Origin of the sequence: Streptococcus sp. 21.1 (assembly GCF_016648635.1) — a bacterium.
GTDB lineage: Bacteria > Bacillota > Bacilli > Lactobacillales > Streptococcaceae > Streptococcus.
Map to the genome: position 1 here is coordinate 52,357 of NZ_JACLQL010000003.1, position 19,250 is coordinate 71,606.

A 19,250-nucleotide genomic window follows, 5' to 3' on the forward strand; every position below is an offset into this window, starting at 1 on the left:
TTTTCTTCCTCTCTAAACAATATGTTTTTTATCAGATAAAAATTAATTTTTACTATCTTATCATTCTTATAGAAAAAGTCAAGGTATCGCGCCTAATAGGACGTAGTAGATTCTTGAAATGCCATTAGCATTTTGTTAGGATGTAACTATCAAGAATACAAGGAGAAACTTTATGTCTGACTATATTTTACCAGAAGTTTGGGAAAACCCAACCTCTATGGGAGGTGCCTGGGGTGGCCTCAATCAACCTACAGCTGGTGCACGTTTTGAACAAACTCTACCTAAAGGTGACCAACCTTTCCAACTCTATACTCTTCCGACACCAAATGGTATCAAGGCAACTATCATGCTGGAAGAATTGAAAGAACTTGGTGTGACTCAAGCGGGTTATGACGCTTATCGTATTAAGATTGGTGATGGTGACCAATTCGGCTCAGATTTTGTTTCAATCAATCCAAACTCAAAGATTCCAGCCATGATGGATTACTCTGAAGACCAACCAGTTCGTGTCTTCGAATCAGCTAACATCCTCCTTTACTTGGCTGAAAAATTCGGCAAACTCATTCCAACTGATCACGCAAAACATACAGAAGTTCTCAACTGGCTCTTTTGGCAAACAGGTGCTGCTCCTTTTCTAGGTGGTGGCTTTGGGCACTTCTTCCACTATGCACCTGAAAAAATCGAATATGCCATCAACCGTTTTGCCATGGAAGCCAAACGCCAACTTGACTTGCTTGATAAAGAATTAGCAACCAAACCTTATATTGCTGGTGATGAGTATACTATCGCTGATATCGCTATCTGGTCTTGGTATGGTCGTCTTGCTCAAGATAAGATCTGGGACAAGGCTGGTATTTTCCTTGATGTTAAAGAATACAAGCACCTTCAAGCTTGGACTGAAAAAATTGCTGACCGTCCAGCGGTTAAACGGGGACTTGAAGTCGACTATAAAGAGATCTAATTTTTATAACGGTTTGCCTAGGCTAACCGTTTTTCTATTGTTTCATGATATAATAGAAAGAAAATCACAAGGAGACATTCATGACTGTATTTCAAGCTATTTTAGAAAAAATTAAAGCCTATGACACTATTATTATTCACCGCCACCAAAGACCTGACCCTGATGCCATTGGTAGTCAGGTAGGACTGAAGGAAATTTTAAAAACAAACTTTCCAGATAAAAAGGTTCTTGCGACAGGTGTCAATGAACCTACCTTGTCTTGGATTGCTGAAATGGATAAGGTAACTGACCAAGACTATGAAGGAGCGCTTGTTATTGTTACCGATACAGCCAACACTCCTCGTATCGACGACGACCGTTTTGATAAGGGGGACTTTCTTATCAAAATTGACCATCATCCTAACGACGATGCCTACGGAGACCTCCTCTTAGTTGATACGACTGCTTCAAGTGCCAGCGAAATTGTGACTGACTGGGCTCTCACTCTTGGCCTTTCCTTGTCAGATGCCGCTGCTCGTGTTCTTTACAATGGTATTGTTGGCGATACAGGTCGCTTCCTCTTTCCGTCTACGACACCTAAAACACTTCAAATTGCGGCTAAACTTCGTGAATACGACTTTGATTTTGCAGCAATGGCTCGTCGTATGGATAGTTTCCCATTCAAAATTGCTAAATTACAAGGTTATGTTTTCGATAATCTAGAAGTCGATGAAAATGGTGCAGCTCGAGTTGTCTTGACACGAAAGGTTTTGGATGAATTCAATGTCACTGATGCTGAAAGTTCTGCAATTGTTGGCACTCCAGGTCGTATTGATTGCGTCGAATCTTGGGCTATTTTCGTAGAGCTGCCTGAAGGGCATTACCGTGTACGTCTGCGCAGTAAAAGCATTGTCATCAACGAGATTGCTAAACGTCATGACGGTGGAGGCCACCCACTTGCTAGTGGTGCCAATTCCTACAGCTTAGACGAAAACGAACAAATCTATCAAGAAATCAAGGATACCGTTGCCCATGCAACTCACTAATCGTCGTGTACGTCTCATGGGGACTGTGATTGACGTCTCTATCTATCATGAAGAACCAGAACCCCTGCTAGACCAGGTTGAAGCACTCCTACATACCTACAATAAGCGTTTCTCAGCCAATGATGACAGTTCCGAACTCATGAAAATTAACAAGGCAGCAGGCTTACATTCGGTGACGGTTCACCCAGAGCTTTTTGAACTTATTGCTCTTGGAAAATGGCATAGCTGCCAACCTGAAAGTCACCTTAACATTGCCATAGGACCTCTCATTCAGACTTGGCGCATTGGTTTTTCGGATGCCAAGCTGCCTCTGCCTGAAGAAATTCCTCCGCTCCTACAAATTATCAATCCCAATGCCATTGTTCTATCCGAGGAAAATCAAAGCGTTTTTCTCAAAGAAAAAGGGATGAAAATTGATCTTGGTGCCCTGGCAAAGGGATATATTGCAGATCGTATTGCAGATTTTCTTAAAGCAGAAAAAGTGACCAGTGCCCTAATCAATCTTGGAGGTAATGTTCTAACCTTTGGACCAGCTCTCCATAATCCTGATAAAAAATGGCGGATTGGTATTCAAAATCCCAAGGAGACTAGAAACACAAATCTTATGGTGCTTGCTATAAGAGACCAATCTATTGTCACTTCAGGAATCTATGAACGCACTTTTGAAATAAATGGCAAAACCTATCATCATATTTTCGATAGTCAAACTGGCTACCCTGTCTCTAGTGATCTAGCTAGTCTTACCATCATTTCATCCCTCTCAGTCGATGGTGAAATTTGGACGACACGTTTATTTGGCTCAAGTCTAGAACGCATTTTCCAGGAAGTTAGTTCACAACCAAATCTTGAAGCTATCATCGTTGATAAAGATAATCGATGCTTTCAGACAAGTGGCATTTACAAAATGCGAATTTCCTAAAAAATAGTAAAAAAGACTTGTCAAGAAGACCACCTTTTGATAAACTAAAATAGTTAAAAAACTATGGTGCGGAAAGTACCATGGCAGAAAGGAAATATTTTAACATGAAAAAAGATATCCATCCAGATTACCGTCAAGTAGTATTCATGGACACAACTACTGGTTACCAATTCCTTAGCGGTTCAACTAAACACTCAAACGAAACAGTTGAATTCGAAGGTGAAACTTATCCACTTATCCGTGTAGAAATTTCATCAGATTCACACCCATTCTACACTGGCCGTCAAAAATTCACTCAAGCAGACGGACGCGTGGATCGTTTCAACAAAAAATACGGTCTCAAATAAGCAACATCTTGTTGTTAAGCCATTCCAATTGGAATGGTTTTTTTGTATTCTCTTGGCTATAATCTCTCCTCCCCCGCTCCTTTAAAATAAAAAAACAGCTTCCATATGGAAACCGTTTAATCCTATTAACCTGCTTTACCAATAGCCAAAGCCCAGATAAAGAAGAGGGCAAATCCGAATAAGAAAATCAAACCTGCAATAGCAAGTCCTTTCAACCAAGTTGGAAGGTCTCTCTTTGCTTTTGTAACAAGTACATAATTCAAAAGCGCAAAGAAAGGTGTTGTAAGGAATGAACCAATCATGGCAAAACGAAGCATTGTTGCTACTTGACCTTGGAAGAAGAAAATAATGATGAGACCAAGAATAGCTGTCAATGTCATCCAAACATTCAATGGTGTTTGATTTTTTTCCTTTTGGTTAAACAAAAGACGAAGAGAAATTTCGTTAACACGTGAATAACCATCGATAACAGTAATCACAGTACCAAAGATACATAAGAAAGCGATAAAGGTAATCAAATAGCGTGACCACTCACCAAGCACTGAGGCATACATACCAACAAACTGAGCAATATACTTAGCTGATGCTGCTTCTACTGGTTTACCAGTTGGATACTGGATAAGAGCACCGAGTGCTACAAAGAATACTGCAAGAATAGCTGTTCCGATGAAACCAACGTTAAAGTCAAAGAGGGCATCGTCAGTGTTAAAGTCAACAGTTTTCTTTTTCTCAGCTGACCAAAGTGAGTTAATGGCTGAAATTTCAATTGGAGCTGGCATCCATCCAAGAAGTGAAACGATAAATGGAAGGGCTGCTAACTGCCATGGTGTTTTTTCAACGAAGTCAGCACTTTACTCTGGGTGTTTGATTGCTGCAATAATAACTGCTGCTACTGTTGCGATAGTCAAGGCTGACATGATCCATTTAGCCATGCCATCAAGAAGTTTGTAACCACCAAAGAGTAACATACCCCAAATGATTGCAACCAAAATGATTGACCATGTTGTAATACTCAAACCAAGCATTGGAAAGGCACTAGCAATGATAGCTGAACAAAGAATAGAAACACCTGCAGTATTAACCAAGGCTGAAAAGACATTCAAAATGAAGAATACCCAAAGATAGAACTTACCTTTCTCAGCATAACCTTCAACAAGGGTTTTACCCGTATCTGCGGTATACTCAGCACCAAAACGGAAGAATGGGTATTTAAAGAGGTTAGCTAGAATAACCAAGCCTAGCAAGGCCCATCCATAAGAACCACCCGCTTGAGTTGATGAAACGATGTGGGAACCACCTACGGCCGCTGAAGCCATTAGGATACCAGGTCCCATTGCTTTTATTTTACTACGCCAGGTAGACTGACTAGATATACTTGTTTCTGACATAAGAGAATCTCCTAAAATAAATTTTCAGAATAATCTGAATTGATGTTTACCTTTTACACAATTGTTGGAATAATTTCAATAGAATTTCACATATTTTCTGAAAAATAGAAAAAAGCCATCCAAATGGATAGCTCTTTTACTATTTAGAAAGTACTGTAAAGAAATCTACGATAGCTTGCCAGATTTGTGCAAAAATATTTTTGCTGTTCTCAACCGCTTTGTTGGCATTAAAGTTTAGGTTGATTCCAGAGAAAGTATTACCAGCTTTCGAAACGATAGAATCTTTAAGTGAACTCAAGGTTGACTTAAAGCTAGCACTATCAATGATTGAAGACTTAGATAAATTCATAGCAAAATTCACCAGAAGGTTAATTTGCGTATCAGAAAGATTCAAGTTGTAATTATTAATTGTTTGCTGAACAATCGTTTTAGCTTGGTCTTCAGTCAACTTATCCCCTTTATCAGCAACTGCTGACTTAATATCAGTCATAGCTACATTAAGCTTGTCCGCATCATAGTCACTCTTGCCTGAATTTTCCTCATTAATTTGAGAAAGGGTTTTGAGTTCCTCTTGCGCAAGCTCTTTGCTTTCATCTGAAACTTTAGCCCCATTTTGCTCAAGGGAATAGTAAATACCAGCCAAGGCACTTTCTCCAGTAACTGCGATTGGTGCTGCTACCGTAATCTTAGCATGTTCGATACCAAGTGTCGTGGCAGCATTACGGTACATATCTGGAGTGATTTTCGTGATATTTTGCGGTGTCACAATCTCTACACTCAAGGTTTCCTTAGCACCCAGCTTAGCAATCTTAACCGAAGAATATAGCTGAAGACTAGAATCGTCAGCCACATTCATGATATTGGCGTAAGCAGATGTCGTCAAGGTCTTGACATTAGTATCCTTACTACTATCATACCCTAATAAATTCAAGGTTTCATTTCGTTGCTCTTCCGACAATGAATACCCCATCACATAGTCTGGTTGAACATAAGATTCATCAATAACCTTTTGGACTTGTGATGATGTTGCTGCTTGAGCAACCGAAGTAAAGGCTGTTACTGAAGCCAATATAGCCATCCCAGTAACAAGAAGTTTTTTCAATTTCATGTGTGTTTCCTTTCGAAAATAGAATAGTATTCCATAATCTCCTAAAGGACGACTGACTCTAGGCCCAGCCGCTCACCTATTATACCATGACTTAAAAAATTAAGGTTAAAAAAACTACTCGTGCAACTCCAAAGGAAGACCATCTGGATCAGCAAAGAAAGTCATCTTTTCACCGGTAAAAGTGTCCTTGCGAATAGGTTGGCAGGAGATACCCTTTTGTTCTAACTCTTTGACGACCTCTTCAATATTAGTCACTCTGAAAGCTAAATGACGTAAGCCACATGCCTCAGGATAAGACGGACGTTTTGGGGGTTCCACATAGTTCGGATCACTGGTCTTATTGCCGAAGATTTCAAGTTCTATACCTCCACAGCGTAGGTCTAACTTATAATCATGACGTTCCGGACGGTGATTTTCCCGAATAATCTCAAAACCAAGTTTATTGACATAAAAATCTCGAGACAAGTCATAATCAGAAACAATAATAGCAACATGGTGCACTGTATTTAAAAACATATTTTCCTCCATTGAAAAAGGCCCGAAGGCCCTTTTTTAACTTTGAAATTGATTGTATGACTTATTAAAGGCTTCAATAATATCTGAACTTGCCTTGTCAAAATCTACCTGTGATTTCAATTCACCTTTGACGATTGTACGCTGAGTTGCTTCGGCATCCGTACAAGTTACAAGGGTAACTTCAGACTTGCCAGGTGTATCATCAACTACTGCTACTTCAGTTGGTTGAACAACCTTCACCTCACTAATAACATAAGTATAGACTTTATTTTTATCCGTAAGATAAATCTTCATACCTTCCTTAGCCTTATCTAGCGGTGAAAATAGCATATCAGATGCACCGGCAATACCAAAGACGTGGTGGCTAGCTAGTGAATAGTTGTTTTCACCACCCATGACTTGATCTTCTTTCATCGTTCCTGCACCGTAAGTCAACTCTGTATTGCCGAGTCCTTTGAAAATAGGGAGATTGATACCTACCTCTGGAATAGCAATACCACCAACGACAGGAAGCTCTTGAGCATCCATCTGTGCCTGCAAGACAGACTCTGTACTAATTGATTTAACGGTATCAAAGTCAAAGCTAGTCTTAGCTTCCTTGTTTTTCTCAATAGTCTTTTTAGAAACCTTGCTCACTTGATACTTATTTGTATTCCAAGCAATCACTGTGTTTCGAATAGACTTATTGAAAATCAAGGCTAAACCAACAACCAAGAGAACAATAATCAACACCCAGCGAAGAATATCAAGCCACTTACGGCGTTTTTTTGTTACGTTATTTTTCTTATCTTTGCTCATTAGTTGTCACCACTTTCTTGATCTTCGGAAGCTTGTTCAACTTCTTCTGGCTCAACTAAAGCAAAGGTAACAATACGAGCAGAGTCATCCAAACGCATGACCTTAACCCCTTGAGTGGCACGACCAGTTTGTGAAATATTAGCAACGGCAGTACGGATGATAACACCTGTATCGGTGATGACCATGATATCCTCATCACCAGACACTGTTACAATACCTGCTAGGTTACCATTCTTCTCTGTGATATTGGCAGTCTTGATACCTTTACCACCACGACCCTTCGTTGGGTATTCAGTAGCTGAGGTACGCTTACCGTAACCCTTTTCAGTGATAATCAAGACTTCTTGGTCTTCTGTAATGGCAGCTGCACCAACAACTTGGTCACCATCACGAAGAGTTACCCCTTTAACACCGGCAGCCATACGACTCATGCTTCGAATAGTGTCCTCTTTGAAGCGTACACTGTAACCAAATTTAGTACCAATGACAATTTCTTCATTACCAGTAGTCAAGAAGACATTGATTAGCTCATCACCTTCTCTAAGTTTCAAGGCAATCAACCCATTTTGACGAATGTTCTTAAATTCCGTTTCTTTTGTACGTTTAACTAGACCTTGGCGAGTTACAAAGACAAGGTGATTATTTTCAGAAGCTTGATCACTCTTGGCATTAATGACTGTTTGAATAGTCTCACCTTCGTCCAACTTCAAGAGATTGACGATAGGTAAGCCTTTGGCTGTACGACCGTATTCTGGGATTTCATACCCCTTAAGACGGTATACACGCCCCTTATTAGTCATGAAGTAAAGGTGATCATGAGTGCTTGTTGAGACAATATCACGAACAAAGTCATCATCGTTAACACCAGTACCTTGGACACCGCGACCACCACGTTTTTGTGAACGGAACTCGTCTTGGGCTAAACGTTTAATATACCCTTTATTTGAGAGAGTGATAACAACATCTTCTTCCTCGATGAGGTCCTCATCTTCAAGAGAAATGACCTCTCCAACCATAAGCTCTGTGCGGCGAGCATCTGCAAATTTACGCTTGCTTTCGTCCAATTCTTCCTTGATGATAGCAATGACACGTTCTGGTTTTGCCAAAATATCAGCTAAATCAGCAATCAGAGCCAAGAGATCATTGTACTCATTTTGAATCTTATCACGTTCCAAACCTGTCAAACGACGCAAACGCATATCAAGAATAGCTTGACTTTGACGTTCCGTGAGTTCGAAGCGAGCCATCAACTCAGCTTGAGCCTCAGCATCAGTTTGACTGTTACGGATAATCGTAATCACTTCATCCAAATGATCAAGGGCAATCAACAAACCTTCTAAAATATGGGCACGTGCCTCAGCCTTATCCTTGTCAAACTGTGTACGACGAACCACAACTTCTTGTTGGTGAGCAATATAGTCAGCCAAGATTTGACGCAAAGAAAGGATTTTAGGAACACCCTTTTCAATGGCCAACATGTTGAAGCTGAAGTTAGTCTGAAGTTGCGTTAATTTGAACAAATTGTTCAAGATAACATTGGCAGAAGCATCACGACGCACTTCGATGACAAAGCGTACGCCTTCACGAGAAGACTCGTCACGGACTGCTGTAATCCCCTCAATACGCTTTTCTTGAGCTAAACGAACGATATGTTCATGAACCTTGGTCTTATTGACCATGTAAGGAAACTCAGTGACAACAATACGCTCACGACCTGATTTAGTTGTTTCAATTTCAGTACGCGAACGAAGAACAATAGAACCCTTACCAGTTTCATATGCACGGTGAATACCAGATTTCCCCATGACCAAGCCACCAGTTGGAAAGTCTGGACCAGGAAGAACTTCCATCAGTTCAAGTGTTGTGACTTCAGGATTATCCATCATCAATTTGACAGCATCAATCGTTTCAGCCAAATTGTGTGGTGGGATGTTAGTCGCCATACCAACGGCAATCCCTGTCGCACCATTGACAAGAAGGTTTGGAATACGTGACGGAAGAACGATTGGCTCACGTTCTGATCCATCATAGTTATCTTGAAAATCAACGGTATTCTTATTGAGATCACGAAGCATTTCCAAGGCGATTTTAGACATACGCGCCTCAGTATAACGCTGAGCGGCAGCCCCATCACCATCCATAGAACCAAAGTTCCCGTGACCGTCAACCAACATGTAACGGTAGCTCCACCATTGCGCCATACGAACCATGGCTTCATAGATAGATGAGTCTCCGTGTGGGTGATATTTACCCATGACATCCCCGGTAATACGGGCAGATTTTTTATGTGGCTTATCAGGTGTCACCCCAAGCTCATTCATTCCATATAGAATACGACGTTGTACAGGTTTTAAACCGTCACGAACATCTGGGAGAGCACGAGACACGATAACACTCATGGCATAATCGATAAAGCTTGTCTTCATCTCAGACGTCAAATTAACGTCAATTAAATTATTATCTTGCACTCTAAAAATGCCTCTTTTCTTTCATTCAAATCATTCCAAACTCTAATAAAAGAGTATAGAAAATTTCTATAATATTATACCATAAAACGCTTTACTTTTCAGTTGTGTAAACGCTTTCATCTATTATTTCCTTATTATTTCGTGACATCCATCACTTAAAGTGGTAGAATAAGCAGTGTACGGGGTAACCCAATTAAAAAATAAGGAGATGTTTAGACCCATGACTGCAACTAAACAACACAAAAAAGTCATCCTCGTTGGTGACGGTGCCGTAGGTTCATCTTACGCTTTCGCACTTGTAAACCAAGGTATCGCTCAAGAACTTGGTATCATCGAAATTCCACAATTGTTCGAAAAAGCTGTTGGTGATGCACTTGACCTAAGCCACGCGCTTGCTTTCACTTCACCTAAAAAAATCTACGCAGCTAAATACGAAGACTGTGCGGATGCTGACCTTGTAGTTATCACTGCTGGTGCTCCACAAAAACCAGGTGAAACTCGTCTTGATCTTGTTGGTAAAAACCTTGCTATCAACAAATCTATCGTTACTCAAGTTGTTGAATCAGGCTTCAAAGGAATCTTCCTTGTAGCAGCTAACCCAGTTGACGTATTGACTTACTCAACATGGAAATTCTCAGGATTCCCTAAAGAACGCGTTATCGGTTCAGGTACTTCACTTGACTCAGCTCGTTTCCGTCAAGCACTTGCTGAAAAACTTGGCGTTGATGCTCGTTCAGTTCACGCCTACATCATGGGTGAACACGGTGACTCAGAATTTGCCGTTTGGTCACACGCTAACATCGCCGGTGTAAACCTTGAAGAATTCCTTAAAGACACTCAAAACGTTCAAGAATCTGAATTGGTTGAATTGTTCGAAGGTGTTCGTGATGCCGCTTACACAATCATCAACAAAAAAGGTGCTACTTACTATGGTATCGCCGTTGCCCTTGCTCGTATCACTAAAGCTATTCTTGACGATGAAAATGCAGTACTTCCATTGTCTGTATTCCAAGAAGGTCAATATGGTGTAAGCAACGTCTTTATCGGTCAACCTGCAATCGTAGGTGCACACGGTATCGTACGTCCAGTTAACATCCCATTGAACGATGCTGAACAACAAAAAATGAAAGCTTCTGCTGACGAATTGCAAGCTATCATTGATGAAGCATGGAAAAACCCTGAATTCCAAGAAGCTTCAAAAAACTAATCTAACATTAGTTAAATAAAAGTCTCCAGTAGGAGGCTTTTTTCGTATTAAAAAAAGAAAAAACAGCTAATTCGACTGAATTAGCTGTTGAAGATTATTTAGCTGAGATTGCTGCTTTAGCAATATAGCTAAGCGGTTGGTTAAAGTGTGGCAAGAAGAACAAATCAAGCAATTGAAGACGGTCAATAGTTACACCTTCTTGGATAGCCAATGAGAACATGTGGATTCCCATAGAGATGTCCATGCGTGATACCATTTGAGCACCAAGAACTTTGCGTGTATCTTTGTCATAGACGATTTTGATTGTAACGTCTGCATTTTCATCTTCCATAAAGGCAGCTTTTTGAAGATCTGTTGAAGATACTACTGCTGGATTGAAACCAAAGCGTTTTGCTTTTTCTTCTGTCAAACCAGTTGATACCATGTTCAAACCATAGATTGAGATACCATTTGATCCTTGAACACCGTTTGATTCAACATCGCCACCACCGGCATTATGACCACCGACAATACCTGAACGAACAGCGTTTGAAGCCAAGGCAATGTAGTTCACATCATCAAGGGCATTGTCATAAACGGTAGCACAGTCACCAACTGCATAAACATCTTTGATTGATGTTTCTTGTTTCTTGTTAACAAGGTAAGCGCCATTACGGAATGTTTCCAACTTACCAGCACCGAGAGCTGTGTTAGGACGGAAACCAACAGCAAGAACAACCATATCGACATCGTAAGCATTTTTATCTGTAACGATGCGTTCTACCTTAGTTTCACCTTCTACTGCTTTAACAGTTTCACCAAATGCCAATTTAATACCGTGGCTTTCCATATTTTTAGCCATAAGGTCAGTCAAGTCATGGTCGTAATAACCTGCCAAACATGTATCAACAACGTCGATAAGGATAACTTCTTTTCCATGACGTTGGAAAGCTTCAGCCAATTCAACACCAATGTAACCAGCACCTACAACCGCTACACGTTTGATATCTTGAGATTTGTCGTTCAACTTATCAATAACTTCTTGAGCGTTTTGGAAAAGTTTAACAAATTGAAGGTTTTCAAGCGTAGCTTCGAAAGTACGGCTACCTTCTTTAATTTCGGCACCTTCGATTGGAGGCAAGATTGGTTGAGAACCTGTAGCCAAAATCAATTTGTCATATGATTCAACATGCTCTTTACCATCTACGAGGGCTGTAACAGTTTTACCATCAAAGTCAATAGACTCAACTGGTGAGTTCATATAAACTTTAGCGCCCTTGCTTTCAAGTCCTTCTTTGTTGGCATAGAAAAGACCATCAGAACCTGAGATTTGATTACCGATCCAAAGGGCCATACCACAACCCAAGAATGAAATGTTAGAGTTTTGGTCGAAAACAACTACTTCATTTTGGTCTCCGTAATTATCGAGAATAGTATTAATACTAAAAGTACCAGCGTGGTTAGCACCAACAACTACGATTTTTGACATAAGTTTATCCAACTTTCTTTTGATAATAGTTTACTAATTTATTCTACCATAATCGGAAAACGGTTACACCTTTTATGCTCAGACTTTGTTACTTTTTGAACAAATTAAATTTGTATGCTCAAAACCCAAATAGGCCACGACAAAATCTGTAGAAAAACACTTTATGATGCTGACGACCTTCCTCTACACCATCTCCGTCTTATCAAGTCTTAGTAAGTCTACTCGTCTCTTTATCATAAAAAAAGAGTGAACAAGTCTCTCTTTAGAGAATGCCAACACTCTTTTATCTCTATACTAACTCATTAAAATCCCAAACATCTGTCCAACCTTCATAAAATTCGGGTTCGTGACATACCATGAGGATACTACCTTTAAAAGCCTGAAGGGCACGCTTCAATTCATCCTTAGCGTCAACATCCAAGTGGTTGGTCGGTTCGTCCAGAACAAGGACATTATTTTCACGATTCATAAGGAGACAGAAACGAACCTTAGCCTGTTCTCCACCTGAAAGCACCTGAATTTGACTTTCAATATGCTTAGAGGTTAATCCGCATTTGGCTAGAGCTGCACGAACCTCAGCTTGATTTAGAGCTGGGAAAGCGTCCCAAACCGCTTCAAGAGGCGTCTGACGTGAGCCTTCTGCTTCTTGTTCAAAATAACCTAGGTCAATAAAATCACCTGTTTCAACTTCTCCTTCGAGTGGTTGAATAATACCAAGCAGGCTCTTAAGCAAAGTGGTCTTACCGATACCATTGGCACCGACAATAGCTACCTTTTGATTACGTTCGAATGTAAGATTCAATGGAGCCTTGGTCAACGGACGGTCGTAACCAATAACGAGATCTTTGGTTTGGAAAATAAAGCGTCCAGGTGTACGACTTTCCTTGAAATGGAATTCTGGTTTTGGCTTCTCTGCCTGCAACTCGATAATTTCCATCTTATCCAATTTCTTCTGACGCGACATGGCCATATTTCGAGTAGCAACACGCGCCTTGTTACGGTTAACAAAATCTTGAAGGTCTGCAATTTCCTTTTGCTGACGTTCATAGGCTGCTTCCAATTGAGCTTTCTTCATTGCATAGACAGATTGGAAATTGTCATAATCACCTGCATAGCGAACCAGATCTTGATTTTCAACATGGTAGACAATGTTAATCACATCGTTTAGGAACGGAATATCGTGCGAAATGAGGACAAAGGCATTTTCATATTCTTGAAGATAGCGTTTAAGCCAGGCAATGTGTTCAGCATCCAAGTAGTTGGTTGGCTCATCAAGAAGCAAGATATCTGGTTTTTCAAGCAATAACTTAGCCAAGAGAATCTTGGTACGTTGACCACCTGAAAGGTCCGTTACATCTGTATCCATACCAAAATCCATGACACCTAGTGCACGGGCAACCTCATCAATCTTAGCATCTAGTGTATAGAAATCACGCGTTTCCAAACGATCCTGAAGTTCACCTACTTCTTCCATCAGAGCATCAACGTCGACTCCTTCGTCAGCCATAGACATGTAAATCTCGTTGATGCGTTCTTCAGTTTTAAAGAGCTCATCAAAAGCCGTACGAAGGACATCACGAACGGTCATCCCCTTTTCAAGAACAGCATGCTGATCCAAGTAACCCGCTGTAACGTACTTAGACCACTCTACCTTACCTTCATCTGGCTGCAATTTTCCAGTAACGATAGACATGAAGGTTGACTTTCCTTCACCGTTAGCACCGACAAGACCAATATGCTCACCTTTGAGCAAACGGAATGAGACATTTTCAAAAATAGCACGGTCACCAAATCCGTGACTAAGATTTTTGACTTCTAAAATAGACATAGCATATCTGGGCTAAAACAGTCTTCAGCCCTTTCCTTTCTTGACATTAACTCTACTATTTTACCATTTTTTAGTGAAAATTTGGACCTATGCTTTTGGAAAATTAAAAAGAAAAAGCAGGACCAACCTGCTAACTCTTTAGTTTCTCTGTAAAATACGTTTAAAGACAGGATATAGGAGAGGAACTGCAATAATAGTCACTACTGATGTTCCAAAGGTTCCCCCTATTTTAGTAAGAGCCAATACCATGGCAGCATTTACTGGTAAACCCGCAACGATACTATTAATAATCGTATACTTAATAAAATTCAAAATAATTTTGGTTACTGCAGCTATAACTCCAATGATTATGATATTTACCATTTTGTCATTTGATTTTAGTAGCTTTTCAAAAACAAAATAGAGCACCAGACAGACAATCAAGGATTCTAAAATAGTAATCCAGACCTCGGCAGCATAACCATTGATAATATCAAATAGCCCCAACCCTACTGTTGCGACTAGCGCACCTTTTCTGGCTCCAAAAATCAAAACAGCAATCACAACTAGGGCATTTCCCAAATGGACAAATTGAGGTCCAAAAGGAATACGAATAAACTGTACGCTCACAATAATTAAAGCTGCATACAAACTTAGGATAACTAATTCACGTGTTTTATCACTTTTCATTTTTCTCCTCCAATAGGGCATTAAAACCACTAAATAATAAACCAATATGAGGCTCATAGCATAGGCCGTATTTTAAAGGACGACCATCGGACAGTGTTGATGAAAGAACTCTATCCATGACATCCAAGGCCAAATCACAAACCTTTAGTAAATCTAGGTTATAAAAGTAACCAGCTGATAAGATTGCCGTTAGTAAATCGCCACTTCCATAAAAATGAGATTGATAACTTTTCCTCATAAGATAAGCCGTTTCATTAGTCTCTTTATCAAAATAAGCCAGCCCAATTTTGTCTGTCTCAAAAGAGATACCTGTCACAATAACTTTCCGAGTGCCAAGCTTGGCCAAATCTCTCAAAAGCTTTTCAACAGTGACTTTATCATAGGAACCTGCTTCAAGATATGGAGTATCCGTCAACAAGGCAGCTTCTGTCAGATTGGGAATGATGACATCTGCTTGTTGACAGAAATCTTTCATGGCTTCTACATAGTTTCTATCAAAACCTTGATAGAGACGGCCATTGTCAGCCATAATAGGATCAACAAATAGAGGTATCTCTTTATCGCGAGCTAATTGACCTACAAGTTTTAGTTCTTCTTCTGACTTAAAATAACCACTCACAAGGCCATCTACTTTAAAATCCAAGTGCTCCCACTGCTTACAAAACCCTTTTAGGTCATCTGTAAGGTCCCGTACATAAATATTATTAAAGTCCCCTGTATGCGAAGATAAAAGAACCGTTGGCAAGGGAAGGACTTCAGTTTGACAGGCTGACATGATAGGGAGGCTACTAGTCATAGCAACCTTACCTAGACCAACGAGGTCATTGGCAACAATTACTTTGGTCATCTATTTCCCTTCCCATGTCTTTTTAAACTGTTTAACAAAGCTTGTGTGGAAATAAATGTAATAGGCCACTCCTAAACCAAGAATAGCAGCTACAAGGTCAAATGGAATCTTCATAATAGCATAAGCTGGCGTACCATAGATAAAGGCTCTTCCTAAGCCATAACCTACTAGATCAATAATAGCCCCAAGCAAGAGACCTAAAGATGCCCTAGATTTGCTCAATTCTCCTAAACGCCCTCCAACAATGAGTGCAATAGCAAGAACTTGAAGGCTGTGTGTTACTAGAGTTACCCACATAGGAAGAGGGTAAAAAAGAAAATCTCCAATAAAGGAACCTACTCCCGCAATAATAACTGCTTCTGTAGGTGGGAAAATTAAACCAACTAGGAAAATAACAATCCCGTTAAAATAGAAATGACCTCCTGGCACAGGGATAGATAAGAGACTCGAACTCAAAATAATGACAAGTGCCATAAAAAATGCAGAAATGGTTAAACGTTTTGCTGACATACCTAAAACTCCTTAGTCAATAAATATAGTATAAGTTTATGAAAATTCTGACGATTAAACAAGATAGTATTTTTATTACTGTATGGGTACAGATTTTGAGCAATAAAAAAACCACACGAACGTGTGGTGATCAAACTTATTGAGCTTTTTTATCAAAATATTTGACAGGTGCCTTTTCAAGATTTTGTAGTGAAAGCTTGGCTGTCGCGTTTGCCTCAGTACCATAATCAGAGAAATCAATGTTAAGATCATGATCAAAATCCGCAACGGCATAGTCAACAACGATTTCTTTAACTTCCTTAGGAGCAATCTGGGTTTTATTTGCAATCTTATCTCGGTCATCATCTTTAGAAAAGACCATTGTTGCCACCTTCACTTCTTCCTTCTCTTGTTTCACATCAAGGACTACCTTCATCAAAAGAGTGTAAGCATTCATGGTTTCTTTACTTGAGTTGCTAAGTTTATAGTAAACGCGTACAGCTTTTTGACCTTCTGGTGATTCGATTTTAGTTGCAGAAAGAACTTGTACACTAGCATCTTGTCCTGTAAATAGCATTTTGTTTTTATCGTAGGTCCAAGTAGGCTCTTTCTCGGGTGTACAAGCTGACAAACCGATAATAGTCAAGCATGCAAGAGCGAGAAGTCCTAAGATTTTCTTAAAAGTCATTCTTATAATCTCCTTAAACTTATTTGGAAGGGGAATTTAGTTTTACCTTACAACCTTCTTATTATGTCAAAATCTAATAATCTTGTCAAATTTCTCTGGGCCTATTGCTCTGAGAAGGGAAGTAAGGTAAAATAAGGAAAAAACTGTAAGGGGTCAGTTATGAGTATTTATCAAGATATTGTCGAGACCATTATAAAAGATATCCAAAATGGTACTTTAAAAAAAGGGAGTAAGCTCCCCTCTATTCGTCAACTTAGCCAGACTTATGCCTGTAGTAAGGATACAGCTCAAAGAGCACTCTTGGAACTCAAATATCAAAACTATATTTACGCCGTACCCAAAAGTGGCTATTATGTTCTCGAAGGACGCAATGAAGTCGATAATAAGGTCCTTCTTAACCTTAACGATTACAATCAATTAGCCTACGAGGATTTTAAACTTTGTTTGGATGAAAGTTTGGCAGGTCATCAGGACTACCTCTTCAACTATTATCATGAACAAGCTGGACTCAAAGATTTGCTTGAAGCCTTAAAGAGTCGATTAATTGCTGACGATATTTATGTCAATTCAGATCAGATTGTCATAACCTCAGGAAGTCAACAGGCCCTCTACATCCTTTCACAGATGGATTTTGGTAATGGTGGCCACAAAATTCTTTTAGAACAACCTACCTATCATCGCATGAACCAGCTTGTCAACCGTCAAAATCTAGCTTACGAGACGATTAACCGTGGTTTTGATGGTTTGGATTTTGACCGCTTGGAAGAGTATTTTAAATCTGGACAGATTAAGTTCTTCTATACTATCAGCCGTTACTCCAATCCTCTCGGATTAAGCTATAATGCTAGCGAAAAAGAAAAGCTAGCCCAACTTGCCAATCAGTATAATGTTTATATCGTCGAGGATGACTATATGGGAGACTTTAGTGATAGTAAAAATCTCCCTATTCACTACTATGATACTCAAAATCAGACCATCTATATCAAATCCTTCTCCATGACCCTTTTTCCAGGTTTGCGACTAGGTAGCCTTGTTTTACCTCCTAATCTTAAGTCTACCTTTTTGAGCCACAAGGGACTTATTGACTATGATACCAATCTCATCATGCAAAAAGCACTTTCCGTTTATCTCGAAAATGGCATGTTCCAAAAAAACATTAAGAAACTTGGTGACCTCTTTCAACAAAACATGGCTAAAAGTCAAGCAATCATTGACAAATCTAAGGTTAGCATTCCTTATCAGATTTCCCCTAGACATGTGACCTGGCAACTTCCTAAGGAGTTTTCACTTGAAAAATTCAAAGCCCACAAGCAGATTCGTTTTTTAGAATCATCCTTTATTAGACCAACTTCTGAAACTTATCTGCAGATAGGTCATGGACAGGAACTGGAATCCTTTTTAAAAATTTTAAAAAAGACAAAGTGACAATTAGACACAACAAAAGCCATCGCTTGATGGCTTTTGTTTATTTAGTCTGCTCAAAACGTAGGTGTACAATTACTTTGTCACCATAACCGTTACGCTCCAAATCTCGTTGCAAACGGTATGAAATATAATGCTCAGCAATATTGATAAAGCCTGCTTCCATGAGACGATTTTCAACCAATGACTGAATCATGTTGATGGTTGGGCGTTCTACCTGAGCATCTTGAAGATCAAGCACTACTTTTTTCGTAACTTGAGCAAGGTTTTGGCGCCAAGTATCGTCGAGAACATACACAGTCTGTGCTGCTTTTAAGATGGCTTGGTAAATTTTATCAGGATCAAATTCAGCAACTTGACCATTACGTTTAATAATTTGCATGGCTACCCTCTTTTCATGGCTTTTTCTTTTATTATGCAGAGAATTTACATATTTGTCAAGTGCAAATCCCTGAAAGAGCTATCCAGACTGCTTATTCCCAGAATTTAGAAATGTAAACTGGTTTTCCATGTTTATCAAAGGAAAGCGTTGCAGTATAGGAATCTGACTCAGGGTGCCGCATATAATTAGCGATTCTTTTATCGCCGTTTATCAGGTGAATGTCATAAGTCTGCCCGTCAGAACTTTCAAAGTGAGCATTAATCCTAGCACTACTCGTTTTAGACCCAACATGACTAATATCTATTTGTTCAACTTTACCATCAATGGTTTTAGCTATAGGTCCTCCATAATCCTTGTAAATAGTGACGGTAGCTAAAACATCCTCAACCAAAACATAGGTCATTCCGAAAATAAACAGATAAACTATTGGGATGACAATGAAAGATAATTTACTTTGACAAAACTTTTCCTTTTGCCATGCCCAGATATCTTGAGGTGACATGATTAAAAACTTCTTAACATACTGATGAACGAGTAACCTATAGACTAACACTAAAAATGTTAATTGCCCCAAGGGATAAGCAAAACTGGGTAAGCCATCAATAAGTACATTGACTTTATCAGATTCAAAAGTGTAATGTCCCCATACCCCGTCAAAGAACTCTAAAAACAAATTATCTCCTTTATGTAATATCGTCTAATCACTTAAAAATCCATCTT

The 19,250-nt window shown here is 39.5% G+C and carries 18 protein-coding genes and 1 pseudogene; 6 read left to right on the forward strand and 13 right to left on the reverse strand.

The window, feature by feature from the left end; all coding sequences use genetic code 11:
- Positions 1-172 precede the first annotated feature (172 nt).
- The 4 genes from yghU to H7U01_RS03290 all read left to right on the forward strand — a co-directional run bounded on the left by yghU (position 173) and on the right by H7U01_RS03290 (position 3,252).
- The gene (gene yghU / locus H7U01_RS03275) at positions 173-961 is read left to right on the forward strand and encodes a glutathione-dependent disulfide-bond oxidoreductase (RefSeq protein ID WP_037600817.1); all 789 of its coding nucleotides are present in this window, start codon (positions 173-175) and stop codon (positions 959-961) included.
- Between the two features lie 80 nt (positions 962-1,041).
- Positions 1,042-1,986 carry a DHH family phosphoesterase gene (locus tag H7U01_RS03280; protein ID WP_073689816.1) on the forward strand — a complete coding sequence of 315 codons (945 nt, stop codon included), beginning with the start codon at positions 1,042-1,044 and terminating at the stop codon, positions 1,984-1,986.
- Positions 1,973-2,905 carry an FAD:protein FMN transferase gene (locus tag H7U01_RS03285; protein ID WP_073689815.1) on the forward strand — a complete coding sequence of 311 codons (933 nt, stop codon included), beginning with the start codon at positions 1,973-1,975 and terminating at the stop codon, positions 2,903-2,905. The genes H7U01_RS03280 and H7U01_RS03285 overlap by 14 nt, the downstream gene beginning before the upstream one ends.
- 104 nt (positions 2,906-3,009) lie before the next feature.
- Entirely contained in the window at positions 3,010-3,252 is a 243-nt protein-coding gene (locus H7U01_RS03290) for a type B 50S ribosomal protein L31 (RefSeq protein ID WP_003093591.1), read from the forward strand.
- A 125-nt stretch (positions 3,253-3,377) separates the two neighbouring features.
- Here the strand turns inward: H7U01_RS03290 and H7U01_RS03295 are convergent.
- The 5 genes and pseudogenes from H7U01_RS03295 to gyrA all read right to left on the reverse strand — a co-directional run bounded on the left by H7U01_RS03295 (position 3,378) and on the right by gyrA (position 9,530).
- Positions 3,378-4,640 (reverse strand): annotated as a pseudogene (locus H7U01_RS03295) (NRAMP family divalent metal transporter).
- Positions 4,641-4,779: 139 nt separating this feature from the next.
- Positions 4,780-5,748, reverse strand: coding sequence for a DUF1002 domain-containing protein (locus H7U01_RS03300; RefSeq protein WP_073689814.1), 969 nt, complete (start codon positions 5,746-5,748; stop codon positions 4,780-4,782).
- Between the two features lie 114 nt (positions 5,749-5,862).
- Entirely contained in the window at positions 5,863-6,264 is a 402-nt protein-coding gene (locus tag H7U01_RS03305; RefSeq protein WP_037597911.1) for a VOC family protein, read from the reverse strand.
- 36 nt (positions 6,265-6,300) lie between these two features.
- A complete protein-coding gene (locus H7U01_RS03310; RefSeq protein ID WP_060972462.1) occupies positions 6,301-7,062 on the reverse strand; it encodes a class A sortase in 762 nt (253 codons plus the stop codon).
- The gene (gene gyrA, locus H7U01_RS03315) at positions 7,062-9,530 is read right to left on the reverse strand and encodes a DNA gyrase subunit A (protein ID WP_073689812.1); all 2,469 of its coding nucleotides are present in this window, start codon (positions 9,528-9,530) and stop codon (positions 7,062-7,064) included. Before gyrA ends, H7U01_RS03310 begins: the two co-directional genes overlap by 1 nt.
- A 220-nt stretch (positions 9,531-9,750) precedes the next feature.
- Here gyrA and H7U01_RS03320 point away from each other — a divergent pair, with 220 nt between their 5' ends.
- Complete coding sequence (locus H7U01_RS03320) at positions 9,751-10,737, forward strand: L-lactate dehydrogenase (protein ID WP_073689811.1); 987 nt, start codon at positions 9,751-9,753, stop codon at positions 10,735-10,737.
- Positions 10,738-10,831: 94 nt separating this feature from the next.
- Here H7U01_RS03320 and nox read toward each other — a convergent pair whose 3' ends face one another.
- The 6 genes from nox to H7U01_RS03350 form a co-directional block, all read right to left on the reverse strand.
- Positions 10,832-12,205, reverse strand: a complete 1,374-nt coding sequence (gene nox / locus H7U01_RS03325) for a H2O-forming NADH oxidase (protein ID WP_048675487.1) — start codon at positions 12,203-12,205, stop codon at positions 10,832-10,834.
- 289 nt (positions 12,206-12,494) lie between these two features.
- Positions 12,495-14,033, reverse strand: a complete 1,539-nt coding sequence (locus tag H7U01_RS03330) for an ABC-F family ATP-binding cassette domain-containing protein (protein WP_073689810.1) — start codon at positions 14,031-14,033, stop codon at positions 12,495-12,497.
- Between the two features lie 138 nt (positions 14,034-14,171).
- Positions 14,172-14,702 (reverse strand): ECF transporter S component, encoded by a 531-nt coding sequence (locus H7U01_RS03335; protein WP_073689809.1) that lies wholly within the window; start codon positions 14,700-14,702, stop codon positions 14,172-14,174.
- Entirely contained in the window at positions 14,692-15,549 is an 858-nt protein-coding gene (locus H7U01_RS03340; protein WP_073689808.1) for a pyridoxamine kinase, read from the reverse strand. The genes H7U01_RS03335 and H7U01_RS03340 overlap by 11 nt, the downstream gene beginning before the upstream one ends.
- Positions 15,550-16,059 (reverse strand): ECF transporter S component, encoded by a 510-nt coding sequence (locus H7U01_RS03345; RefSeq protein ID WP_048675476.1) that lies wholly within the window; start codon positions 16,057-16,059, stop codon positions 15,550-15,552.
- 136 nt (positions 16,060-16,195) lie between these two features.
- A complete protein-coding gene (locus tag H7U01_RS03350; protein ID WP_073689807.1) occupies positions 16,196-16,726 on the reverse strand; it encodes a DUF5067 domain-containing protein in 531 nt (176 codons plus the stop codon).
- A 159-nt stretch (positions 16,727-16,885) separates the two neighbouring features.
- On the opposite strand from H7U01_RS03350, the gene H7U01_RS03355 reads away from it, so the two are divergent.
- Entirely contained in the window at positions 16,886-18,151 is a 1,266-nt protein-coding gene (locus H7U01_RS03355) for a PLP-dependent aminotransferase family protein (RefSeq protein ID WP_073689806.1), read from the forward strand.
- Between the two features lie 40 nt (positions 18,152-18,191).
- Here the strand turns inward: H7U01_RS03355 and H7U01_RS03360 are convergent, their stop codons facing one another.
- The gene (locus H7U01_RS03360; protein WP_002891184.1) at positions 18,192-18,530 is read right to left on the reverse strand and encodes an ATP cone domain-containing protein; all 339 of its coding nucleotides are present in this window, start codon (positions 18,528-18,530) and stop codon (positions 18,192-18,194) included.
- 91 nt (positions 18,531-18,621) lie between these two features.
- Positions 18,622-19,203 (reverse strand): hypothetical protein, encoded by a 582-nt coding sequence (locus H7U01_RS03365; RefSeq protein ID WP_049545159.1) that lies wholly within the window; start codon positions 19,201-19,203, stop codon positions 18,622-18,624.
- Positions 19,204-19,250: the final 47 nt, after the last annotated feature.